This is a genomic window from Paenibacillus tepidiphilus (assembly GCF_008635795.1).
In the GTDB taxonomy this organism is placed as follows: Bacteria; Bacillota; Bacilli; order Paenibacillales; family Paenibacillaceae; genus Paenibacillus_AQ; species Paenibacillus_AQ tepidiphilus.
Map to the genome: position 1 here is coordinate 139,118 of NZ_VWRQ01000013.1, position 23,419 is coordinate 162,536.

Genomic DNA, 23,419 nt, shown 5'->3' on the forward strand with positions numbered 1-23,419 from the left:
GGTCATGACACTCCTTCTTGCAGCATTGGCTCCATTCTACTCAGCGGCTATCTACTGTCAATAAGACGAAACCACAATTAGAATTGGAGCTTCTGGCAATGAAAAAGCGTTTCAGTACGGCAGGTAGAGGGAAAAGCGGGAGCCCCGTCCTTCTTCGCTATGCAGCGTGATGAAGCCGCCGAGCAGCCGGGCCAGGTCGCTGCTGATTGACAGCCCGAGACCCGTCCCCCCATACTGGCGGCTGATCGCAGGATCCGCCTGCTGAAACATCTCGAAGATTAAATCGTGCTTCTCGGGAGCGATGCCAATCCCCGTATCGGTAACATCAAACACAACCCAGCGTTTAAGTCCGTCACCTGCAGCCTGTTCCTCCGTCCGGACCCTGAGCGCAACCGAACCGGCTGCTGTAAACTTGAAGCTGTTGGCCAGCAGATTGCGCAGAATTTGCTGCACACGCTTAGGATCCGAGGTAATCGTTAACGGGACATTGTCATCCAGTGTAATGAGGAAGTCCAGTTTTTTTTGCTTGGCGATAAGGTCGAACTGCAGCGCAACCAGCTCTGGAATCTCACTTACATTCAGCTCTTCCAGCACGACATCCAGCTTCCCGGCCTCCACCTTGGATAAATCGAGAATATCATTGATAAGCGCCAGCAGATCTTCCCCTGAGCGCTGGATGATACCGGCGTACTCACCGACTTCTTGACGGCTCAGCGTCCCTTCATGTTCATTGATTAATTGGGACAGGTTAATAATACTGTTCAACGGAGTACGCAGTTCATGCGACATATTGGCCAGAAACTGCGATTTGTACTGGGAAGCCAGTGTCAGCTGCCGGGCTCGTTCTTCCAGCACAATCTTGTTCTTGTGCAGCTCTTCCGTCTGTGCCGATAACATCTTGTTGGCCTGTATGATCTGGCCCCGCTGCTTATGCTCCAAGTGAAAGTCACGGATAATCAGGGCGAACAGAAGACTGAGCACAAAGCCCGCGGGAAGAGTAACCGGCATAATCTCCGTGATGTATTCACGGGTAGGTATCACACCGAATATTGCAATGTTAACCACGTTAACGATGTTCACCAGCACAATGGTTATGAGACCCTTCATGCCCATGGAGGCCGGCGTGCGGCGAATCCAGAAGCTCAGGCCGGCACACAGCAGGCCCAACAGGGACATATTGAGCACCCCTACCCATGCCGCATCGGTAACTCCGAAGGTCAGCCGCATCAGGCCGATGCCCGAGCCGATCACAATAAGCGTATAAGGATGCGGGTAGGCCAATGCAGAAATCATCAGCGGCACATACCGCAAGTCGAAGATTACATGCTCGTCCAGCCTGTAGCCGAATAAAGAGCTGGCCCAGCCGGCAAAGATCGCCAGAACGACCCAGCTTGCCTGCTGGATGCGCCGTGATGCGTGCGAAAGTGTATGCTTGTATATCAGGTTCGCCAGATAGGCGAGGGTAATCAGGATCGCTGTATTCACAAAGAATATTTTGAGATATTCCATAGCTTCACTCCTGCTGCACATAGGAAAGGCAGTTATTGTTACTTCATACTATCATATTTAATAAGTCGAATATATGAAACCACAGTTCCATAAATATGTATAGGGATAGACCTGCCACTTTAGGCTTAAGGAACAGCAGAAGAGCGCAAATCAGATACGATTCGCGCTCTTCTTGTGAAGAGAAAACCACGGCCAGGCCAGAATTCCCCGCCTTGGGGACTGTATGCCTCTGTGCCCGTTCTGGGGCTCCGGCTCCGGTAATGGCTCCTCCATCTGGTCATATCCGGCCGGCACAGTATAATATCGGGGGTGATACGTGCAGATCGTTTCTCCCTCAAGCGTAAGCACCCGATCACTATGAATTTCTAGAATCCGGCCGGCCGCAACATGGAATTTGTCCATAAGACACCGCCTCTACTGGCATATATGACCGTATTGAAACTTGAGGCTTGAAATTCTATAATTCCTGATTGCTATAGTTAAAGTTGATCAGTTGCGGAGTGTCTGCTCCCAGCTGCGGTATTCCGCTTCGGCATCGTCCTTGGAATGTCCGTAACGTTCCTGAAGCTTACCGATCAATTTATCCTTTTCACCGTCAATGACATCCAGATCATCATCCGTGAGCTGGCCCCATTGCTTCTTGGCTTCGCCTTTAAATTGCAGCCATTTTCCCTTAATTACGTTGCTGTCCATTATCTGCTCATCTCCTTAAATAGTTTAGGTATGGTCAGAGGCTCATGTCCTAGAATATAATTACCCTTGCCTCCGTGGGCTGAATCGAACCCGCCGCCTCGCTACAAAAGTCGTTTTTTGTCACATAATATACTTTTCCAAAGGGTAGTCCAATCTTTTAAAATTTGATATACTTCAGGTGTAAATAAAACTTTAACTTTTAAGTGATTATTTTCACATGACAATTCAGCAGGTATGTGCTAGAATGCCATCGGAGTCGAAACGAAATGATTAAATTTTTTCATAATGCTTGCCGATATATGTAGGAGAATCGCAACAATTCCCTAGTTCGGTTCATGCAGATAGTGACATTTATCATTTATAAAGTGATTTTTGTCACTTCCATAGCTATTAAAATGTTTTACATTTTAATATATATATTTTAAACTATTTTTGGAGGTCATTTCAAATGAAAAAAGCTTCTGTTATCTTGTCGAGCGCCCTTGTGCTGGGCACACTGCTCGCAGGCTGCGGCGACAACAACAATGCTGCAAACAACGCTGCGGGCAACACTGCAGCAACCAATGCCCCGGCTTCCGAGGCACCGGCAACTAATTCCGGTACTGCCGAAACCGGTCAATATCAGGACGGCACTTACTTCGCCACTGTTCCTGTAGATGAACAAACCGGCTGGCAGACTTACGCTCTCCTGACTGTAGAAGGCGGCAAGATCACCAAGGCTGACTGGAACGCATTCAACGTGAACAATGCCGGCGATCTGAAGAAGAAAGTATCCGAAGACGGCAACTACGGCATGAAGGAAAAAGGCGGCGCTCAAGCCGAATGGCACGAACAGGCAGCAACTGCCGAAGCATTCCTCATTGAAAAACAAGATCCTGCAGCCATCACCTTCGACGGCGAGGGACATACTGACGCTGTCTCCGGCGTATCCGTACACGTTAACGACTTTGTAGAAGCTGCTACTGCAGCACTTGCAGCCGGCCCGGTAGAAGTTGGTCCTTACAAGGACGGCGGTTACACAGCAGAAGGCGAAATGGATGCCGATTCCGGCTGGAAATCCACTGCTTCCGTAACTGTTGCCGGCGGTAATGTGGTAGCCGTTAAATTCAGCGGTCTGAATGCCAATAACGAAGACAAGAAGCAATTCTCCATCGACGGCAAGTATGGCATGAAAGCCGGCGGCGCTTCTTCCGAATGGCATGAACAAATCGAACTTACAGAAGATTACTACCTGCAGAACAAAGGCGCTGCACCTACACTGGATGCTGAAGGCAAAACCGATGCCATCTCCGGCGTATCCATCCACGTAGGCGAATACTTCACACTGGCAGACAAAGCACTCGAAGGCGCGAAATAATTATTCGCTACCCTCTTGCAGTTAATCAGACAAACGAGGTGAGTTTCTCTTGAAAAGAATAGTCATTTTGGGCGGCGGCTACGGCGGCGTACTCACGGCTAAGAAACTGGCAAAGAAATTTGGTAAAGACAACAATGTGGAAATTAAGCTGATCGACCGGAATCCCTATCACACTCTGCTGACTGAGCTGCATGAGGTTTCTGCGAACCGCGCACCGGAAGATTCGATCAAGATTGACCTGAAGAAGATTTTTGCAGGTCTCAAAGTGGATGTAGTGCTTGACGAAATCAGCAACATCGATTTCAAGAACAAGAAGCTGCAATCCGAAAAAGCAACCTATGCCTATGACTACCTGGTCATCGGCACAGGCAGCAAGCCAACCTTCTTCGGTATTCCCGGAGCGGAAGAGAACACCTTCTCCTTCTGGTCTTACGACGATGCTGTTGTGCTGAAACGTCAGATCCGCGATATGTACACACTCGCAGCCAAAGAGAAGAACCCGGCGGTACGCCGTTCCATGCTGACCTTCGTCATCATTGGCGCAGGCTTCACCGGCGTCGAGCTGGTCGGCGAAATGGCCGAGCAACGCGATGAGCTGTGCAGAGAGTTCTATATTGATCCGTCCGAAGTACGGCTGATCGTAGCCGATATGGCTCCGAAGATTCTGCCGATTCTGCCGGATAAGCTGATTCAGAAGGCTGAAGCCCGACTGCGCAAGCTGAACGTAGAAATCGTGACCGGCGCCAAGATTACCGAAGTGGGCAACGGCAGTGTCGCCCTCGGTGCGAAGAACGTTGTCGATGCCCGGACTATCGTCTGGACTGCCGGTGTTGAAGGCTCCGAGATTGTCGGCGGCCTGGATGTACAGCAGCAGGGACGCAAGCGCATTGTTACCAATTCCCACCTGGAAAGCGTGGACCACAAGAACGTTTACGTTGTAGGGGACAACATTTTCTATATCCCTGAAGGCGAAGAACGTCCGGTTCCGCAGATGGTTGAGAATGCCGAGCAGGCCGCTCCGCTCATCGCCAAGAATATCGAAGCCGACATCAAAGGCACCGAGAAGAAAGCCTACAAACCGGCTTTCCACGGGACGATGGTCTCGATTGGCAGCCGCTACGGCGTAGCGAACGTCGGTCTCCCGGGCAAGATGTTTATGCTGACCGGCTTCCTGGCCATGCTCTCCAAGCATGCCATCAACATGCTTTATTTGTCACAAGTGGTCGGCTTCAATAAAGTATGGACTTATTTGATGCATGAGATTTTCCATGTGGAGAACCGCAAGAGCTTCCTTGGCGGGCACTTCTCCAAGCGGTCTCCGAATTTCTGGATCGTTCCGCTGCGCATGCTGCTCGGCGGCATGTGGCTCTATGAAGGCATCGACAAGATAAAGAAGATTTGGGAAGATCCCGATAAAATCTTCCTGATCCCTGCAGCTCCATTCGCTACTGACGCCGCTTCTTCGGCCAGCGTGGCTGTAGACGCCGTCAAGACAACCGTCGACGCACAATCGGCAGCTTCTGCAGTTACTACTGCGAAGGAAGCCGTTGAAGCCCTTCCGGTTCCAGGTTTTATCTATGATATTACGAACTGGTTCATGGATCTGATGTTCTACAACAACGACGGAACCTACACCTTCCTGGCCAAATGGTTCCAGATCGGTATGGTTTGCGCCGAAATCGTCTTTGGTATTATGCTGATCGTCGGTCTCTTCACAGCAATTGCTTCCATTGCAACGATAGCAATGGCCGTCATGATCTGGTCTACGAAGATGGCATCGACCGAAATGCTCTGGTATGTAGGCGCAGCTATTGCCTGCATCGGCGGATCGGGCAGCACGTTCGGCCTGGACTACTATGTCCTTCCTTGGCTCAAGAAGCAGTGGAAGAGAATTCCGCTCGTAAGGCGCTGGTACCTCTTTACTGACTGACGCTTGACTGCATGCTTATGACTGCCATAGATAAAGGCATGAAAGCTTATCTCAGCTGAATATGCTATTCTTGAAGAGTAATGTGTCCGTGCGGGCACATTACTCTCCTTGTTTAACAAGGTGAAATGTTACGGGTTTTGTAGGATCATCAGGGATTTGGTTGCTTCCGGCAAAACCGACAAGAAGGAGAGGATCTTGTGAATCATCCACTTATTACAGATACTTTCCGGCTACTGGAGGCAGAAATGTCCCCCATTGCCGGAATTCAGCTGCATCTCTCTCCGGCGGAATGCGAGCCCCTGCTCCCGGCTTTGGACGGCATCGAACTGCAATATGACCGCCAAGTCCATTTGCTCGGTATTTATATCATTCTTACCGTAGCCGCCAGGCGCCATCTGGAATGTAACCTGAATCATCCCGATCTGACCCGCAATATTTTGGATGGTGATTATCTGTACAGCTTTTATCTGCAATTTGCCATTAAATACCGTGAGCTTGATCTCGTCGCCTATCTGGCGCCTTCCATTAAAAAGCTGCAAATCAGACGTTCAAATGGAGACTTCGCAGAATATCACCCGGCGGCTGAAATCGCACAGTATCTCCTTCAGGAGCGCAGGCAGCGGGGCCGAACAAGCAAAGCCATTTGACAGGTGGGACATCCAATGAAGCTGCATGAAGCACTACACATTGATCTGAATGAAATCAACCGCGAAATTGAATATCTCGTGGCTCGCGATAAAGATGTACCCAAGCATTCGCAGCTGGCGCAAAGCATTCTGGAGCTTGTCCGCTCCGGAGGCAAACGCCTGCGGCCGCTCATGCTCATCGTCGGCAGCCGCTTCGGCCCTACGTCCCAGGGACGCCGGATGCTTCAGCTGGCTGCTGCCGCCGAGTTCATTCATGCGGCTTCCCTGATTCATGATGACATTATTGACGGCGCCGAGCTGCGGCGGGGCGACCCCGCCCTGCATGTCAAGACTGGCGTAGTCTCTGCCGTGCACATCGGCAACTACATGTCCTCAAGGGTCATCGAGCTGCTCAGCAAATACACCGGCGACAAGAACCGGTACGTACATGATCTGTCCGCAGTGGCCACCGCACAGCTGTGCCTGGGTGAATATCAACAGCTGGCGCATGCCTATGATTACAGCCTGACCATGGAGGATTACCTGGAGAAGTCCCGCAACAAGACGGCCCTGCTTATGGCTACTTGCCTGCGGGTCGGGGCCTTGGCCGCCGAGAGCTCCGAAGAAGTGGCCGAAATTCTGTACCAGTTCGGCGAAGCCCTGGGGATGTCCTTTCAGATTCAGGACGATCTGCTGGATTTCACGCAATCGTCTGAGGTACTCGGCAAGCCGGCGGGCAGCGACCTTCAGCATGGGCAGGTGACCCTTCCGGTTCTCTTCGCCCTGGAGGATGAGACCCTTGCCCCGGCGATCCGTGCCATCGGGCCCGCTTCTTCGCCGGAGGAAATCGCCCATGTGCTGGAACTGATCAGCGGCAGCGGGGCCCTGGCCCGTACAAAACAGTGCAGCCGGGATTATCTGGACAAGGCCGAGAGCCTCGCCCTGCAGCTGTCCGCTTATCCGGCTCACGCCGATCTGCTGACGCTGCTGGAGTACTTCTCGGGTCGCGAGTACTAGACTACCGCAGCCCGGCGCACTGAAAAAAGCATTTGCTCTTCCGCATACAGCGGAGGCAAATGCTTTTTTTGAATTACAGAGCATTAGTTCATTAAGGAACCACATAAATATTCGGCTTCACCACAGTCCCCATGCCGTTGCCCAGGAAGAACCCCGTATGCGGCGGCTGGTTGTAGGCTGTGTTCTGCCAGGCAATGCTCAGGCGGTAGACGGGATCATGCATCAGGGTATAGATTTTGGACGAAGTGAGCGCGGTAGTCGTATAGATGCGCAGGGCGGTGTTATCGGATTTGCGCCAGATGACCTCTTCCCGCCAATCCCCGAGCAGATCGGCCTGCAGGCTTGGTGTCGCCTTGGTGCCGTTATTGGAGGCTACACTTGCCCCAGTCAGCAGATTGGATACGGAGTTGCTGGAATTGTTCCATTTGTCAATCTTGACGCCGTCCAGCAGCTCACGCGACAGATCTCCGTCCCACCAGATACCGAAGTTGATGGAAGGCGTTGAGGTACTGATTTTGGTACCGGTTATGGAATACAGGCCCACGCCGTTGCTCGCCCATACCTCTTCACCGGGATAAGTGGGGTCGATGTCGGCCGCCATGCCGCGTCCGGTATCCGCTCCCGTACTCACTCCCCACAGAATCGTGCCGTTCGCGGCATCCCATACGGCTGCACCGTAAGGAGCACTTGTACTCTCCATTACTTTGAAGACTTCGAGACCGGCACGGTTCGGGTTAAGATCGCCGACATGCAGGGCATCCCCATGCCCCAGGCTGGTATTGTACAGCTTCGCCCCATTATCATCAATGGTCAAAGCGCCGTAAATAATCTCGTCTTTGCTGTCATTGTCGACATCCGCTACGCTAAGGCTGTGATTGCCCTGGCCGGCTGTTCCGGAATTAGTGGAGCTGTTGCTGTCAAAGGTCCATTTGCGCGTCAGGGAGCTGCCGTCCCAGTTAAAAGCTACCACTACCGTGCGGGTGTAATAGCCGCGCGCCATAATAATGCTCGGATGAACACCGTCCAGATAAGCCACCCCGGCCAGGAAACGGTCTACACGGTTGCCGTAGCTGTCGCCCCAGCTGGATACGGTTCCCCGTGCCGGCACGTAATCAATGGTCTTGAGTACTTTGCCGTTCTGTCCGTTAAATACCGTCAGATACTCCGGACCGGTAAGGATGTATCCGCTGGAATTCCGGTAGTCTGCGCTGGCACTGCCGATGACTGTACCGCCGCCGTCAACGGTGCCGTCGGCCGTTTTGCAGACCACTTCAGCCTTGCCATCGCCGTTGAAATCGTATACAAGAAACTGCGTGTAATGGGCGCCGGCCCGGATATTTTTACCGAGATCAATCCGCCAGAGCCGCGTACCGTTCAGTTCATAGGCATCCAGATACACATTCCCCGTGTACCCGCTTTGTGAATTGTCCTTGGCATTGGAGGGGTCCCATTTCAGGACAATCTCATAATCTCCGTCTCCATCCAGATCGCCTACACTGGCATCGTTCGCGCTGTAGGTGTAGCTGACCCCGTCAGGGGTAGTGCCCCCGGCCGGAATCTGAATCGGTACATCGAGATAATTATTGCTCCATACACTGGCTGCAGGCGAAGCCGCCTGTTCCGCCCCGTTCACAATAGCCCGAACCGTATAAGCAGAGGATGTTGTGCCTGCACTGTCCTGATAGTTCGTGCTGCCGATAATCGGGCTGGAATTCACCTTGGTCCCGTTCCGGTACAGATTAAAGCTTACCGACAGATCTTCCGTTCCCAGCAGCCGCCAGCTGACGAACACGCCTCCGGACACTTTTACCGCCACTACCCCGCGGTTCAGCTTCTCTGCCTGTCTTGCTGCTGCAGCGGATGCGGATGGCACTTGCACCAGGCCTTGCAGAATCAGTGCAAATAACAAAACAGCAATTGCAGACTTAAACCAAAACGAATGTAACCGCTTACTCATTACTGAAGCCCCCTTCACATAATTTGGTATACTTGTAATATTGCAATAGAATCCACTAGCGATTATTACATATAATTACATATTTTCATATCATGACTTTTGATTTTGACTAGTAGCTTTTGATTATCTATGCTCCGGACATGCTAAATAACCCACAAGCTTAGGCTTAGCAGGGGGCCAGTCAGATATTTTGCAGAGATTCCGTTATACGCTTCTATTTGATCAAAAAAAGCTGCCCCCCCGTACATATCCTCCGGGACTGCAGCCTTCCGCGACCTGCGGCATTCAAAGCAGACTATTATTCTTCTCTACTTAACGTATACCTTATCTCACAAAGAAATAATCGGTCAGTGTGCACAATAAAATAACCATGCTGATGACCTGATTTAAATTATAGGAGGCTACCTTCATCAGCTTGCGGTTCGTCGGCTTGATGATCCGGTGCTCCGTCATCAGCAGCACGGTTGCAATGCCGATGCCGACCAGATACATCCACCCCATGTCCATCCAGAGGAAGAGGAAGAGCAGCAGCAGCACCATAATAAAATGCAGGCCCCGGGCAATCCGCAGCGCGTTCTCCAGCCCGAAGAAGCTGGGAATCGACCACAAGCCGTGCCGCCGGTCAAAATCAATATCCTGTGTTCCATAAATAATATCGAAACCGGCGATCCAGAGCATGACCACTGTGCCGATCACAAACGGCGTGAAGGCGATGCTGCCGGTGACGGCAAACCACGCGCCAATCGGTGCCGACGCAATGACAAAACCCAGGTACAAGTGGCTGAGAAAGGTGAACCGCTTCGTATAGGAGTACGTCGAGATCAGTACAATTGCCACCGGCGACAGCACCAGACACAGCAGGTTCAGCATGCCGGAAGCCACGATAAACACAGCGTAGTTAATGATAATGAAGAGAATAACTTCCTTCTCCGCCAGCAGACGCTGCGGCAGATGACGGTGCGCTGTACGCGGATTCTGACCGTCGAAGGTACGGTCCACCAGCCGGTTGAAGGCGTTGGCCCCGTTGCGTGCGCCGATCAAAGCAATCAGGCCCCAAAGCATCATGTGCCCGGAGGGCCAACCGCCAGCAGCCCAGACCATGGAGATCACCGCAAACGGCAGCGAGAACAGCGTATGGGAGAACATTACCAGCTCGCTGAACATCTTCAGCTTCAGCGCAGTTGTCTTAAACGCATTAATAATAACCATAAATGCCTAGCCTCTTTCCATAAGTACAACTTGATACCTTCATTTTAAATCAGTTACCGGAAGAAAGCATTACTTGTTCGCAATGGTCCAGCACTTCCTGCAGATTCTGCAGCAATCCATCCACATCGGCGGGGGTAATGACCATCGGAGGCTGGAACGCCAGCACATTGCGGCCTACGCCGTTCTTGCCGATCAGATAGCCGCGTTCCTTCATCGCCTCCAGCACATCGTCCGTAAGCACAGCGGCTGCGGCCGCATCAGATGCCTGAAGCTCCGCGCCCAGCATCAGCCCGGTACCGCGGACGTCGGCCAGCAGCGCCGGATAACACTCTTGCAGGGCCAAGAGGCCCTGCTTCAGCCGTCTGCCCAGCTCCGCCGAGCGCTCAGGCAGGCGCTGGCTCTCAATATAATCGAGCACGGCCAGGGCCGTAGCCGCAGATACCGGATTGCCGCCGAAGGTGGAGGCGGAAGGGCGGTTCAGCGACGCTGCAATCTCATCCGTGGTAGCGAAGGCTGCAACGGGGACGCCGTTGCCGAGCGCCTTGGCCATACTGATAATATCGGGAACCACACCGAAGTGCTCCATCGCGAACATTGCCCCTGTACGTCCGTAGCCGGTCTGGATTTCATCGTCGATCAGCAGCACGCCATATTGCTCCAGCAGCGCTTTGACCTCGCGGAAATACCAGGAGACCGGCATGATCATACCGCCGTTGCCTTGAATGGGTTCAACAATCATAGCAGCAATGCTGTCCCCCTTCTCGGCAAGCACGCGTCTCAAGCTGTTCAGCGAGACCTCAGCCGCCTCCTCCAGCGTCATTCCGGGCTGATACGGCCGTTCAATGAAGGTGACATCCTCGTCCAGATAGTCATCCGTCCGCCACATCGCAAGACCGGTGACGCTCATGGTCAGGTTGGTCCGTCCGTGCAGGCCGCTCTCCAGCGCGATGAAGCCTTTGCGTCCGGTATGCATCCGTGCCAGCAGCAGCGCGCCTTCATTGGCCTCTGAGCCGCTGTTCACGAAGAAGCTGCGCCGCAGCTTCCCGGGCAGCACCTGCTCCAGCCGCTGCGCCAGATCCACATTCGGCTGGGTCAGATAGATAGTCGAGGTGTGCTGCAGCAGCTGCAGCTGTTCAATCGTCCGGCCCGTGATCGCCGGGTTGCAATGCCCGCAGGCTACTACCGAGACTCCAGCGAAAAAGTCCGTGTACTCCTTGCCGTTCTCATCATAGACATACTGCATGCTTCCACGCACCAGTTGCGGCGCGTCGCGGTAGAAATGGGCGGTGCAAGGATAGAAATACTGCTTGCGCTTGGCAGCAACCGCCTCTCTGCCGATATAGGGTTGAGCTTCCATCCGTTGTTCCTCCTATTTGTGAAAAAAAGTACTTTCTACGATATCCAATATCCCAAATCTATTCTATCACCGAACTATTTAAAAATTAAACCATTAATTAAATTGCAGCGAGCCCAGCGTAAAGCCTGCATAGACCGGCTTCAGCCCGCCAAGCATATCTTCAGCGTCCCTATTGCCGCTATTCTGAATCGCCGCCTGATAGGCTGCAATAATGGTCCGCAGCTCTTCCACTGTATAAGTGGCGGCTTCAATCCGGAAGCTGGCAATGCCGAGTTCCTTCAGCTCCTGCAGCATCGGCAGGTAGCACAGCTCCTTGGAGAACAGCAGGTGGCAGCGGCCGAACTGGTCGCGGTAGACAGGATTCTCACCTTTATCCGTCATCAACACGAGCACATCGTTGCGTACGAACCGGTTGTCCTCTTCACCAATCGGCTCCATGACTTCCGTATTCTCGAACAGGTCATGCTCCATATACATCAGCGCCGGAGAGCCGTGCACCACCATTTCCAGCGGCTGCTCGCAGCGGGAGGCGAAGGTCGCAAAGTGTTCCAGCGTCATCTCCGGCGAAACGGTCAGCTTATCCAGTCCCAGCTTCGCATACAGTCCGGCAGACAGATGATTGTACACATTCAGGTTCACATCCCCAATCATCGGGTAGCCCAGGCTTCTGAAGCGGTGGATTGCCCCAAGGTTGGTAACCAGCAGACCGTCTATCGGCAGCCGTTCTCCGTCCAGCAGATGGCCATACTGGCTGAAATGCTGCTCGGTCATCATCCGCGGCAGGCCGAGAATGAGCTTGGTGCTGCCTTTAAGCGCGCCCAGCTCCTTAATCTCCTGCTTGGTGAACGGACGATCCGGCTCAAACACATCGCCTGGTAAATACAGTGTGTCGACGCCCATCTCCAGCGCCAGCTTGGCCTGAGACATATTGTTCACCCGTACTGCCAGTTCCGGCTGAGTCAGTCCATCCCGCTTCGCTTCAGCCAGTCGTTCGCGCAGCTGCGTGACGCGGGTCTCGGACAGCTCCCGTTCGGCGGTCGGAGTGCTGAATACCTTGCCGGTGCTGTAGAACTTGCCCGTGCCCTCATAACGCCGGTTAATATTGGACAGACCCGGCTTTCCGAAGGCGTAAGCGTTGGAGAAATCGCGTTTGCGGCTGCGGTACAGCTCCCCGGCATCCACCTTCCGGTCAAAGCCCAGCGGGTCCTCGATATAACGGTCAAGCGCTTCGCCATAGCTGTTCGCGAGGGCGACCATAAATTCCTTATCGCGCATCCGGCCTTCGATCTTGAAGGAAGTAATGCCCGATTCAATCAGCTCCGGCAGGTGCTCGTACATATACATGTCCTTGACCGCAAGCGGGTATTCAGCCGGATAGATGAAGCCGTCCTTCTTGATCCGGTAGTCCCAGCGGCAGGGCTTCATGCATTTGCCCCGGTTGCTGCTCATGCCGAACACCTGGGAGCTGAAGTAACAGTTGGCCCCGTGCACGGAGCACATATCCCCATGGACAAAATACTCCAGCTCCATCCCGCTCATCTGGCCCAGCAGCTTGGCCGTCTGCAGGTCCATCTCGCGGGAGGTGACCACCCGGCTTACACCGAGGCCGCGCAGCGCATGGATCATCTCCAGATTATGCACGTTCATCATGACCGATGCGTGTATCGGCAGCGTAAGCTCCATTTCGCGGATCAGCTCCAGCACAGCCATATCCTGAACGATCAGCGCGTCCGGCTTGGCGCCGTCCAGAAACCGCAGATACTCCCTGGATTCCTCCACATCTTCTTCGCTGAACAGATTGTTGACGGTGATATAGACCTTTTTGCCGAGGCCGTGGGCAATTTCTATAGCCTGAATGATTTCTTCATGTGAAAGATTGTAGCCCTTGCGCATCATGCGCATGTTCAGCACAGGTCCCCCGAAGTATACGGCGTCGCACGCGGACTGGATTACTTCATTAAAGATGTCAAAGGTTCCGGCAGGTGCCAGCAATTCAATTTCCTTGCCGTTAAAATAACGTGCCATTGGTGTTTCCCCCTAAAGTATTACAGTACAACTACTGCAACTCCCATGATGACAAACATAAGTATAAAAGCGGTATCGGCGGCGCCCCATGCGGGACGGTGATACTTCGTGCGCGGTGCATCCATGCGGAAGCCTCTGGCTTCCATGGAATAGACGAGATCCTGCGCCCGGCGGAACGCGCTGGAGATGACCGGCACGAGCAGCGAGACGAGCATCCGCATCTTCTCCTTGAGAGGCAGCTCTTTCAGATCGGCCCCCCGCGAGGCTTGCGCCTTCATAATAATCTGGGACTCGTCGAGAATTGTCGGAATGAACCGCAGCGCAATGCTGATCATCAGCGTAATCCGCTCCGGCGACAGCCCCAGCTTCTTGAGCGGGGACAGAACGCCTTCAAGTCCCTGGTTCAGCTTGGCGGGCCTTGTGGTAAACGTCAGCAGCGCAGTGAAGGTAATCAGCAGAAACATCCGGATGACGGAGAACGCCGCGAGGCTTAGCCCGCCTTCATGCAGCGCAAAGGAGCCGATGGAGAACAGAGGCTCACCCTCTTTGATAGTCAGGGCCTGCACTACGAAGATAAACAGCATCAGATACCGCAGCGGTTTGGCCGCCTTGATGTAATATTTAAGCGGAACCTTCGTCGAAGCCAGCACAGCGGCCGAGAATACAGCCAGCCCCGCCATGGCCCACCAGGAATCCGCGAGTAAAATAACGACCAGATACAGGAGCATCGCCAGTATCTTCGAGCGGGCATCCAGCTTATGTACCCAGGAGCCGGTCTCAATGCTGCGTCCAAGCAGCAGCCGTTCATTCATGGCCTTTGTCCCCCATTTCTGCGGCGGGGCCATTCGGCTCCCACAGGGCAGCAATCCGCTCGGCCAGGCTCTCGGCGGTCAGCCGCGGCTTCTCGCCGTCCAGGCCGAACCGCTCTGCCACCGCCCGCCAGTAGCGGAGCGACTGTGGAACCGTCAGGCCGCAGCGCTCCAGCACGGCAGGGTCGGCGGCAAGCTCGGCGCCGCTGCCCTGAAAGGCCAGCCGGCCCTCCTGCAGCAGCACCCAGCGGTCGGCATACGGCAGCAGCTCGTCCATCCGGTGGGTGACGATGATGACCGTGCGCCCCTCCTCCCGGCAGAGCCGCTCCAGCAGCCCGATCAGCTCGGCACGGCTGATCGGATCAAGCGTCGCCGTCGGCTCATCCAGCACAAGCACCTCCGGCTCCATGGCCAGCACCGAGGCGATCGCCGCCTTGCGCATCTGTCCCCCGCTGAGCTGGAACGGATTGCGCTTCAGCAGCTCATGATCCAGCCCCATCGCGCTCATCGCCTTGCGCGCGGCTTCTCCCGCCTGCTCCGGGCTCATGCCGAAGTTAAGCGGTCCGAAGATCAGATCCTTCTCGACCGTCTCCTCGAACATCTGCTGCTCCGGGAACTGGAACACCAGCCCCACGCGGCGGCGCAGCGGCAGCAGCTTCGGCGACTTCTCACCGGCGCGGATGGTCACGTCAAGGACGCTTACCGTCCCTGTGGTCGGCTTCAGTATGCCGTTGAACAGCTGCAGCAGCGTGGATTTGCCGGAGCCCGTAGCTCCGGCGATGCCCACCATGGAACCCTGCGGCAGGTTCAGATCAATGTCGTGCAGCGCCGTCTGCCGCCACAGGCTCCGGTCCGCATAGGTATAACTCACTTGCTGTAGTTGGATGGCCATAACCTGTCTATAAGCTCCTTTTCATCGGCGGGAACTTCCACCGGGATTCCCAGCTGCTGCAGTTCGCGCGCCAACTGCCACGGATACGGCTCCCGCAGATGGCATTTGCGCAGCAGCTCTTCATCCCGGAACAGCTCAGCCGGTGTAACATCCGCAGCCAGACCGCCTCCATGCAGGGCCAATACCCGGTCAGACGCGAGAATTTCGTCGGCATCATGCGTGATCATCAGTATCGTGTAGTTCCCTTCTGCACGCATTCCCTGCAAGATCTCCATCAGCTCGTTGCGGCTGCCCTCGTCCAACATGGAAGAGGCCTCGTCAAAGATGACGATGCCGGGTCTCATGGCAAGGATGGAAGCGATGGCTACCCGCTGCTTCTGCCCGCCGGACAGCTCACCGGGATGCTTCGACAGCAGATGATCAATCCCCAGCTTGACGGAGATCGCTTGCAGACGTTCTTCCATTTCCGCGTATGGCAAACACAGCCCTTCCAGGCCGAATACAATATCCTCTTCCACGGTCGCCCCGATAAACTGGTTATCCGGATTCTGAAACACCATGCCGATACACTGGCGGATATCCTGGATACTCTCCTCCTCCAGCCGGTGTCCGCAGACGGTAATCTCCCCGTCGCTCTTGGGAAGCAAGGCGTTCAGCAGCTTGACCAGCGTCGACTTGCCGCACCCGTTGGATCCGACAATACTGACCCACTGGCCCCCGGAGATCGAGAGAGACAGGTCATGCAGAATCGGATGCTCCGGATCATAGCCAAAAGAAACCCTGTCCAGTGTAATGACGGCCGGCGCCGCTTCAGCGGCGCCCTCTGTGTGAATGTTCTTCATGTTGTCAGTCCTTCCGCAGCTGCTGGTCCGGTTTCAGAAACTCCTCAAACAGCGAAATTTTGGAGAGGGAAGCTACCACATACCGTACGGCGAAGCCGACCAGAATCCCTGTAACGACGCCGGTAATCAGCAGCATCGGAAAATAATAGAACGTACTGGACGATTTCAGCACGATGGAGGCCGCCAGCAATTGCCCCGTGTTATGGGCCAGTCCCCCGGCGATGCTGATGCCGATGACGCTGAGCCGTTTGCCGCCGAAGCGCACCAGCACATACATGACGGCAAAGCTGAACAGAGAGCCGAAGAGACTGAACAGCAAGCTGGAGAAGGTGCCGAGGATAAAAGCGGTAAGCAGCGTTTTGAGCAGCACCAGTACGAACGCATCACGTGCCCGAAGAAAGTAAATGCAGGTTAAAATCATTATGTTGGCAAAGCCCAGCTTGGCGCCGGGCATCAGGCCCATTCCGGCAAGCGGAATCTGGGCCTCTACAATACTTAGTACTACCGCCACCGCCGCAAATAATGCGACAATCACCGTTCTTTTCAGCGCGGTGGTGGATTCTTTACTGGACATAGGCATCGACATCATCTCCCCCCGAAGCGCTCGCGATCTCTACCAATACCCGGTGCGGCAGGCAGACAATCGTCTGCTTCGGCAACGTGATGAAGCCAAAGCCAAGGCATACCTTATCGGGGCAATCGGCGTCATACATCTCAATGCCGTAATCATGTACTTTTAGAATGTTGTATCCGTGGTCTGTACGTACATCAATGGTTTGTTCTTCCTCGGTAAGCTCCACTGTCTTGAACAGCTTGCCGTCCACCGTTATGTTGGCCACGAGATTTTTGCCGGGACCGCCTTTATCATCCGAAAGCCATCGTGGAACGAGAAATGCCAGGGCGGCAATGAGCACGATGGAAACCAGCAGAATATCTGCGCGTTTCATAAAAATCTCCCTTATTTTTTAATTAAAATCCAGACTTAATAATTATAACGGTCTCCCTCCAAACCTTCAATGAATGTCGTCGTTAATTGTCGTATTTAGTGATGAATTTCACAAATTAGGCACGCGCTGCAAAAAGCGGACCCATCCAAATTCAGGATGAAATCCGCTTGCAACGGCAATATAAGGAACATTCAGGGAATATCCCCCGGTATTATCCGATCCGCTCACTATAATCCTCCTTGCCGGTCCGGGCGACTCTGCCGAAGTAAGCCAGCAGCAGACCGGCGAATTCCGGGTCCCACTGGCTCCCCCGGCCTTGCTCCAGAATTTGCAGCGCCCGTTCATGGTCCATGCCTTTGCGGTAAGGACGGTCGGAGGTCATGGCATCATAGGCGTCGGCAACCGCAATGATTCTGCCGTGCAGGGGAATGGTCAGTCCGGCAAGCCCGTCCGGATAACCCTTGCCGTCGTATCGCTCATGATGGGAGCGCACCCCGCTTAAATAGGGCGCCATCTTGTCGACAGGCTCCACCTGCAGCAGGATATTCTCCCCCAGCACCGGATGGCTCTTGATCTGGCTAAATTCCTCTTCCGTCAGATTGCCGTCCTTAAACAGCACGCTGTCCGGCACACCAATCTTGCCAATATCATGCAGCAGCGCCGATTTGCGCAGGTCATCCAGCTCTTTGCCTGTAAGCCCCGCCAGTTGACCGATAATAACCGAATACTCCGCCACCCGCAGCGAATGTCCGGCCGTATACGAATCACGTGCATCCAGCGCCACAGCCAGCGTAGTGAAGAAGCTCTCCAGCAGTTGGGTGCTCTGCCGCTCCCGTTCCTGCAGCCCCCGGCCCATCATATTGAAGCCGGCGACCAGCTTGGAGAATTCATCGGAGTATTCATCCTGGATCTGGATGAGCTGTCCTTCCCGTACCTGATTCATAGCGTTGTACAGCTCATTGATCGGATGCTGGACGCTGCGGGTCAGCAGCCAGGCGGCGATGGCTGAGAAGAACGTGCCGATGACCAGCACCATGCCCGCCCAGGACCAGTAGCCCTGCAAGCCGGTGAACGACGGTTGCCCGTAGGTGTGCATCCGCACCTGGGTAGCCATAATGAAAAACACCAGCGGAAAGGTTCCGATAACCATGCAGGTAATCATAAATTTGGGGCGTATCGATAAAAAAACATGCCCTTCCAGGGAGAAATCAGTATGATAAAGCTCCATTGCGCGGTTCCTGAATTCTTTGATCAACGGAATAATGGCCGCACCGGTCAGGAAAAATTCAATCAGCGCATGCATACTTGCCACCAGTACAGCTCCTGCCATGGCCAGCGCCAGATAGAAATAAGGAATGCCGATCTGTCCGGTACGAATCAGCCAGTAGGTCATCAGCGTCGCCGGTATAGCAAGTCCCAGCAGATGCGGACCCATAATGCGCAGGATCGCATATTTAGGCATCCGGTGCGTATGGATATAGGCCTGCTCCAGCATCTGCAGCGTGGGACGGGGCTCCCGCATTGCTGTACGGATCGGCTTCAGATGGACAAAGAACATGCTGATCTCAAGCACAGCCATGATGACGAACGAAATCAGCAGGACGATCATAAGCTTGAAATATTCCCGTGCGCTGATCTCCAGCGACGAGAACAGAATCAGACTGCCTACTGCCAGAACGGCTACCAGGGAACCGAACAAGTAATTGCCAAGCTGTCTCCTTAAAAATGCCCCTAATATGTTCATCCGCTCTCCCATTCCTGACACACCCTGCTGTTTGAATTTAGATTTGCATTTCTATACAATCGATGATATAATATAGAAATATTTGTTTTCGTGTATGTATATCCCTGACAAGAAGATGTTACGCCGAGCGCCTTCACTTTATTATCGGCATTTTGGACACAAAATCTTACGTTTTCTTGCATGACTCTTCCTTTTAACGAGATGAAATTCAAATTTGAGCTTTTCCGATTCACACTGGCGCGGTCATTGGAGCCGCAAGGACAAAAGAGAGGTAGGGCTTTTGTCGTTTTGGAAGGATTATTCTCGCCATACGGCTGCTGGAATTAACAAGGAATCAAGACACCCGTCACTCTCACGGACGATGGGGGATAAGTATACCGAGAACGCATTTGTCCAAACTTTCCGTTGCAGGAAGTCAAGGCAATGCGTGGAACATATTAGCGCCCGGGTAACCGCTGCATCAGCGGATTGTCCGGGCGCGTCTACGTTTATGGGGTCTCTATCGCCATTAACGGACATAACGGGCCAGAAACTCGCTCACCTTACCGGTATAGGCTGTCTTATCCGTCTGATAAGCCAGACCGTGACCCGCTCCCTGCACAGTCAGCTTATCCTTAGGACTGCTGCAAGCCTCGTACAGCTCCTCCATCATGGCATACGGAACAAAGGTATCGGCATCGCCGTGAATAAACAGAATGGGCACCTTCGCCTTGCCTACCTGCTTCAGTGCCGAGGCTTCCCCGAAGAAGTACCCGGCCCGCAGCTTGGTGACCAGGCTGGCGCTCTGAATGAACGGAAAGCCCGGCAGATGATACATTCGCCGCAGCTGATAGGAAAGCTGAGCGGTCACCGACGTATACCCGCAATCAGCAACGATAGCCTTCACCTGCGGCGGCAGCGGCTCGCCTGAGGTCATCAGCACCGTCGCCGCCCCCATAGATACGCCATGCAGCACCACTTGCACCTCTTCTCCGCTGACAGCAATAACATGACGAATCCATTTCAAATAATCCTTACGCTCCGGCCAGCCGAACCCAATATAATGCCCTTCGCTTTCGCCGTGCCCTCTGGCATCGGGCAACAGAATATTGTAGCCAAGCTGTTCGCTGTATAGCTTGGCGATAGCGCCCATATCTTTGCCCTTCCCGGAGTACCCGTGCGCGAGTATGACCGTCTTGCGTGTGCCTTGCCCTGAAGCCAGGTAATATCCCTGCAGCCGGAGTCCGTCGTCTGCGGTAATTTCGACCTTCTTCAGCGGCTGCTGCGCCAGCCACTTCGCCCCTTCTCCCCAGGAATCCTCAGAAACGGGCGGCGGCGGGGTCGCCAAATCCGGTGTGTTGGCCAAAAACTCCTTAGGCGTCCGCTTGATCGCCAAACGGTAGAAGAAGACGCCTGCGTACGCAATCCCTCCTGCGGCAAGAAGAACTGCCGCTAAAATAATTACACTCCACATTGATCCCTGTCACCTGCTTTTCTATATTTTTCCGTCTTGGCTATTTCGAGCCCAGTATATCACGGTAGGTAACACAAAGAAAAAATCGCCGTGCGGAGCAAAAAAGGCTGCTTCGGGGAATAGTGCTCTCCCGAAACAGCCTCGGCGATACTAAATCAGTCTACGATATGAATTTGCTTGCTGCACCATCATTCATTAGCGTCCGTCTTTGCCTGTTCTGCCCCGTCTGCTGAGCAGTACACCCAGGCCAGTCAATCCGGCGCCTGTAAGATAATAAGGCAGCGGACTTGCTTCACCCGTCTTCGGCAATTCCTCAGCGGCATCTACGCCTCCCAGAGGAATCTCATCGTCCAGGATCAGTTCTTCATCCGTTCTGTCAGAAGAAGGTCCTGGCTGAGATGTCTTGGATGGAGCCGGACTGGATGTACCGGCTGCCGCCGGGCTGCTTACCGGCCCCAGCGGAACGACATCATCTTCAATGACGATGTCATCATCGCCTGTGGTACTGGTAGGCGTCGGATCATTGTTAACTATGATGCTGGTTGGCGTTGGTGTCGGCGGCGGCGTTGATATAAAGACATCCGTCGTAGGCGTTGGTGTCGGTATGGTCGGTGATGCTGCTGGCGTTGTCGACGGCGTTGCCGATGGCGTTGTTGATGGCGTTACCGACGGCGTTGTCGATGGCGTTGTCGATGGCGTTGTCGACGGTGTTGCCGACGGTGTTGCCGATGGCGTTGCCGACGGTGTTGCCGATGGCGTTACCGACGGTGTTGCCGATGGCGTTACTGATGGCGTCGTCGGCGTTGCCGACGGTGTTGCCGATGGCGTTGCCGACGGTGTTGCCGATGGCGTTACTGATGGCGTCGTCGATGGCGTTGCCGACGGTGTTGTCGATGGCGATGGCGTTGGTTCTTCGCTCGGCGTAGCCGTAGGCTCCTCGCTCGGCGGCGCTGTCGGTGTCGGCGTAGGTCCTGCCGACGGTGTCGGTTCTACTGTCGCCGTTGGCGTTGGTGTCGGCCCTGGTGTCGGTCCCACTGTTGGTGTCGGCGTCGGCGATGCTGTTGGCGTCGCCGTTGGTTCTTCGCTTGGCGTTGCAGACGGTGTTGTCGATGGCGTTGGTTCTTCACTCGGCGTCGGTGTTGCTGTTGGTTCCTCGCTCGGTGTTGCTGTTGGTTCTTCGCTCGGCGTAGCCGTAGGCTCCTCGCTCGGCGGCGCTGTCGGTGTCGGCGTAGGTCCTGCCGACGGTGTCGGTTCTACTGTCGCCGTTGGCGTTGGTGTCGGCCCTGGTGTCGGTCCCACTGTTGGTGTCGGCGTCGGCGATGCTGTTGGCGTCGCCGTTGGTTCTTCGCTTGGCGTTGCAGACGGTGTTGTCGATGGCGTTGGTTCTTCACTCGGCGTCGGTGTTGCTGTTGGTTCCTCGCTCGGTGTTGCTGTTGGTACTGGTGTCGGTGTTGCTGTTGGTTCTTTACTCGGCGTCACTGTAGGTGTTGGCGTCGGCGTTGCCGTAGGTTCTTCGCTTGGCGGCGCTGTCGGCGTCGGCGTAGGTCCTGCCGACGGCGTAGGCTCAACTGTCGCCGTTGGCGTTGGTGTCGGCCCTGGCGTCGGTTCCACTGTTGGCGTGGCCGTCGGCGTAGATGTCGGCGTCTCTGTCGGCGTGGCCGTCGGTGTCTCTGTCGGTGTGGCCGTCGGTGTCTCTGTCGGCGTTGCCGTCGGTGTCTCTGTCGGCGTAGCCGTTGGTGTCTCTGTTGGCGTTGCCGTTGGTGTCCCTGTTGGTGTTGCCGTCGGCGTCTCTGTCGGCGTAGCCGTCGGTGTCTCTGTCGGCGTGGCCGTCGGTGTCTCTGTCGGCGTGGCCGTCGGTGTCTCTGTCGGCGTGGCCGTCGGTGTCTCTGTCGGCGTGGCCGTCGGTGTCTCTGTCGGCGTGGCCGTCGGTGTCTCTGTCGGCGTAGCCGTTGGCGTCGCTGTCGGAGTCGGCGTAGGCTTCACCGGAGGCTCCTGCCCGCCAAAAGGATACCAGTGCATCTGCACAAACCCGCTGAAATGCTTGGCAATCAGCGTTCCGTGCAATTCGGCATAGTTGTAAAATACCTCTGCTTTAGGAGCGAGTATCGATCCTTGAAAGGTAGTATGTCCTATCTGCAGCGAAGTCGCTTCATAGAAATTGAACAGCACCTGCTGCGGTTTTCCGTCCCACATACTAAAGCCAGGGATGCTCACATCGGTACCGCTAGTGTTAATAATTACTGTAGCTCCGTCCGCAATATTGAACTGCATACCGTCGGCACCCGCCCAATCGGCGGCGGTCATATTGATTACATTGTATGCCTCGGTAGCATTAATGATAATTTTTCTATCTTTTCTCGCTATGGGAGCAGTTTGCTCCAGAGCAGCCAGCTCACTTGAGCGCTGCAGCAGGTACTGCTCTTCAGCAGCAAAATCAATCGGTGCACCTTTGCGCGCAGTCTCTTTCAGATCGACTCCACTGGTGCTGATCGCACCACCATACACAGCGGCTCCGTACACCGTCCCATTGGTCATACTGAAGTTTTTACCTGCGACCAGCACATCTCCTCCGGCATCATCTTTGGACACCCCGTAATTTTGCAGCGTGATGCTCCCCGCAGCAGCAAGTCTCCCGTGTATCTGATCGTTCGACTGGACAAAATCACTAAATGTAAAAGCATTGAAATTCCCGGCTATCCCCAATACCGGAGTCGGGTTGTACGGCTTAACGACGGCTGCGCGAACATTCCATCCCCAGGTGGCAGTACTTCCCACAACGAGAACAGCCAATGCGAATAGGGTGGCTGCTTTACGCCATTTTATGTTCATATAACGCACCTCCACTAATCTATTCTATGATCAAGAATATAAATGATAACAACAAAAAGGCCGCAGCGAAGGATCAGCTTCACGGCGGCCGGACGACCTTGGTTTCTCTTGGAGAAACGGTAGATTCCAGGCTTTGCGTCCCGCATTTTCATACGGTTTGCGATTATACATGAAAAAATTATTCAGTTTACTTATGTATCATATGTAAGTCTATGACATTTGT

General features: G+C 54.4%; 18 protein-coding genes and 1 riboswitch. Of the genes, 4 read left to right on the forward strand and 14 right to left on the reverse strand.

Annotated features, from left to right (window positions below; translation table 11 throughout):
* Positions 1–111 precede the first annotated feature (111 nt).
* On the reverse strand, positions 112–1,509 hold the full coding sequence (locus F1379_RS17540; protein ID WP_150272150.1) for a sensor histidine kinase: 1,398 nt from the start codon (positions 1,507–1,509) through the stop codon (positions 112–114).
* Positions 1,510–1,998: 489 nt separating this feature from the next.
* The gene (locus F1379_RS17545; RefSeq protein ID WP_150272152.1) at positions 1,999–2,202 is read right to left on the reverse strand and encodes a CsbD family protein; all 204 of its coding nucleotides are present in this window, start codon (positions 2,200–2,202) and stop codon (positions 1,999–2,001) included.
* A gap of 448 nt (positions 2,203–2,650) precedes the next feature.
* Between F1379_RS17545 and F1379_RS17550 the strand changes: the two genes are divergently transcribed.
* The 4 genes from F1379_RS17550 to F1379_RS17565 all read left to right on the forward strand — a co-directional run bounded on the left by F1379_RS17550 (position 2,651) and on the right by F1379_RS17565 (position 7,132).
* Entirely contained in the window at positions 2,651–3,559 is a 909-nt protein-coding gene (locus F1379_RS17550; RefSeq protein ID WP_150272154.1) for an FMN-binding protein, read from the forward strand.
* A gap of 49 nt (positions 3,560–3,608) precedes the next feature.
* Positions 3,609–5,489 carry an FAD-dependent oxidoreductase gene (locus F1379_RS17555; protein ID WP_150272157.1) on the forward strand — a complete coding sequence of 627 codons (1,881 nt, stop codon included), beginning with the start codon at positions 3,609–3,611 and terminating at the stop codon, positions 5,487–5,489.
* 197 nt (positions 5,490–5,686) lie between these two features.
* Positions 5,687–6,136 carry a hypothetical protein gene (locus F1379_RS17560; protein WP_150272159.1) on the forward strand — a complete coding sequence of 150 codons (450 nt, stop codon included), beginning with the start codon at positions 5,687–5,689 and terminating at the stop codon, positions 6,134–6,136.
* 15 nt (positions 6,137–6,151) lie between these two features.
* Positions 6,152–7,132 (forward strand): polyprenyl synthetase family protein, encoded by a 981-nt coding sequence (locus F1379_RS17565; RefSeq protein WP_150272161.1) that lies wholly within the window; start codon positions 6,152–6,154, stop codon positions 7,130–7,132.
* A 91-nt stretch (positions 7,133–7,223) separates the two neighbouring features.
* On the opposite strand, the gene F1379_RS17570 is transcribed toward F1379_RS17565, so the two are convergent.
* From F1379_RS17570 to F1379_RS17625, 12 genes are all read right to left on the reverse strand, one after another.
* Positions 7,224–9,089, reverse strand: coding sequence for a rhamnogalacturonan lyase (locus F1379_RS17570; protein WP_150272163.1), 1,866 nt, complete (start codon positions 9,087–9,089; stop codon positions 7,224–7,226).
* Between the two features lie 324 nt (positions 9,090–9,413).
* A complete protein-coding gene (locus tag F1379_RS17575; protein ID WP_150272165.1) occupies positions 9,414–10,298 on the reverse strand; it encodes a UbiA-like polyprenyltransferase in 885 nt (294 codons plus the stop codon).
* 49 nt (positions 10,299–10,347) lie between these two features.
* A complete protein-coding gene (locus F1379_RS17580; RefSeq protein WP_150272167.1) occupies positions 10,348–11,655 on the reverse strand; it encodes an aspartate aminotransferase family protein in 1,308 nt (435 codons plus the stop codon).
* Between the two features lie 93 nt (positions 11,656–11,748).
* Positions 11,749–13,680 (reverse strand): peptidase U32 family protein, encoded by a 1,932-nt coding sequence (locus tag F1379_RS17585; RefSeq protein WP_150272170.1) that lies wholly within the window; start codon positions 13,678–13,680, stop codon positions 11,749–11,751.
* 20 nt (positions 13,681–13,700) lie between these two features.
* The gene (locus F1379_RS17590; protein WP_150272173.1) at positions 13,701–14,492 is read right to left on the reverse strand and encodes an energy-coupling factor transporter transmembrane component T family protein; all 792 of its coding nucleotides are present in this window, start codon (positions 14,490–14,492) and stop codon (positions 13,701–13,703) included.
* Complete coding sequence (locus F1379_RS17595; protein ID WP_150272175.1) at positions 14,485–15,381, reverse strand: energy-coupling factor transporter ATPase; 897 nt, start codon at positions 15,379–15,381, stop codon at positions 14,485–14,487. Before F1379_RS17595 ends, F1379_RS17590 begins: the two co-directional genes overlap by 8 nt.
* Positions 15,357–16,223, reverse strand: a complete 867-nt coding sequence (locus F1379_RS17600) for an ATP-binding cassette domain-containing protein (protein WP_150272177.1) — start codon at positions 16,221–16,223, stop codon at positions 15,357–15,359. The genes F1379_RS17595 and F1379_RS17600 overlap by 25 nt, the downstream gene beginning before the upstream one ends.
* A 4-nt stretch (positions 16,224–16,227) precedes the next feature.
* On the reverse strand, positions 16,228–16,803 hold the full coding sequence (locus F1379_RS17605; RefSeq protein WP_203457124.1) for a Gx transporter family protein: 576 nt from the start codon (positions 16,801–16,803) through the stop codon (positions 16,228–16,230).
* Positions 16,787–17,170, reverse strand: coding sequence for a NusG domain II-containing protein (locus F1379_RS17610; protein WP_150272181.1), 384 nt, complete (start codon positions 17,168–17,170; stop codon positions 16,787–16,789). Before F1379_RS17610 ends, F1379_RS17605 begins: the two co-directional genes overlap by 17 nt.
* A 211-nt stretch (positions 17,171–17,381) precedes the next feature.
* Positions 17,382–18,914: an HD-GYP domain-containing protein gene (locus F1379_RS17615; protein ID WP_150272184.1), complete on the reverse strand. Its 1,533-nt coding sequence runs from the start codon at positions 18,912–18,914 to the stop codon at positions 17,382–17,384.
* A 508-nt stretch (positions 18,915–19,422) separates the two neighbouring features.
* Positions 19,423–20,367 carry an alpha/beta hydrolase gene (locus F1379_RS17620; protein WP_150272186.1) on the reverse strand — a complete coding sequence of 315 codons (945 nt, stop codon included), beginning with the start codon at positions 20,365–20,367 and terminating at the stop codon, positions 19,423–19,425.
* Between the two features lie 195 nt (positions 20,368–20,562).
* A complete protein-coding gene (locus F1379_RS17625) occupies positions 20,563–23,196 on the reverse strand; it encodes a choice-of-anchor A family protein (RefSeq protein ID WP_150272188.1) in 2,634 nt (877 codons plus the stop codon).
* A gap of 80 nt (positions 23,197–23,276) precedes the next feature.
* A riboswitch (cyclic di-GMP riboswitch) is annotated at positions 23,277–23,368 on the reverse strand.
* Between the last annotated feature and the right edge of the window lie 51 nt (positions 23,369–23,419).

Coding starts and splice junctions, on each gene's coding strand:
- F1379_RS17540 (WP_150272150.1), bottom strand. CDS start 1,509: ATGGAATATCTCAAAATATTCTTTGTGAATACAGCGATCCTGATTACC.
- F1379_RS17545 (WP_150272152.1), bottom strand. CDS start 2,202: ATGGACAGCAACGTAATTAAGGGAAAATGGCTGCAATTTAAAGGCGAA.
- F1379_RS17550 (WP_150272154.1), top strand. CDS start 2,651: ATGAAAAAAGCTTCTGTTATCTTGTCGAGCGCCCTTGTGCTGGGCACA.
- F1379_RS17565 (WP_150272161.1), top strand. CDS start 6,152: ATGAAGCTGCATGAAGCACTACACATTGATCTGAATGAAATCAACCGC.
- F1379_RS17570 (WP_150272163.1), bottom strand. CDS start 9,089: ATGAGTAAGCGGTTACATTCGTTTTGGTTTAAGTCTGCAATTGCTGTT.
- F1379_RS17575 (WP_150272165.1), bottom strand. CDS start 10,298: ATGGTTATTATTAATGCGTTTAAGACAACTGCGCTGAAGCTGAAGATG.
- F1379_RS17580 (WP_150272167.1), bottom strand. CDS start 11,655: ATGGAAGCTCAACCCTATATCGGCAGAGAGGCGGTTGCTGCCAAGCGC.
- F1379_RS17585 (WP_150272170.1), bottom strand. CDS start 13,680: ATGGCACGTTATTTTAACGGCAAGGAAATTGAATTGCTGGCACCTGCC.
- F1379_RS17590 (WP_150272173.1), bottom strand. CDS start 14,492: ATGAATGAACGGCTGCTGCTTGGACGCAGCATTGAGACCGGCTCCTGG.
- F1379_RS17595 (WP_150272175.1), bottom strand. CDS start 15,381: ATGGCCATCCAACTACAGCAAGTGAGTTATACCTATGCGGACCGGAGC.
- F1379_RS17600 (WP_150272177.1), bottom strand. CDS start 16,223: ATGAAGAACATTCACACAGAGGGCGCCGCTGAAGCGGCGCCGGCCGTC.
- F1379_RS17605 (WP_203457124.1), bottom strand. CDS start 16,803: ATGCCTATGTCCAGTAAAGAATCCACCACCGCGCTGAAAAGAACGGTG.
- F1379_RS17610 (WP_150272181.1), bottom strand. CDS start 17,170: ATGAAACGCGCAGATATTCTGCTGGTTTCCATCGTGCTCATTGCCGCC.
- F1379_RS17615 (WP_150272184.1), bottom strand. CDS start 18,914: ATGAACATATTAGGGGCATTTTTAAGGAGACAGCTTGGCAATTACTTG.
- F1379_RS17620 (WP_150272186.1), bottom strand. CDS start 20,367: ATGTGGAGTGTAATTATTTTAGCGGCAGTTCTTCTTGCCGCAGGAGGG.
- F1379_RS17625 (WP_150272188.1), bottom strand. CDS start 23,196: ATGAACATAAAATGGCGTAAAGCAGCCACCCTATTCGCATTGGCTGTT.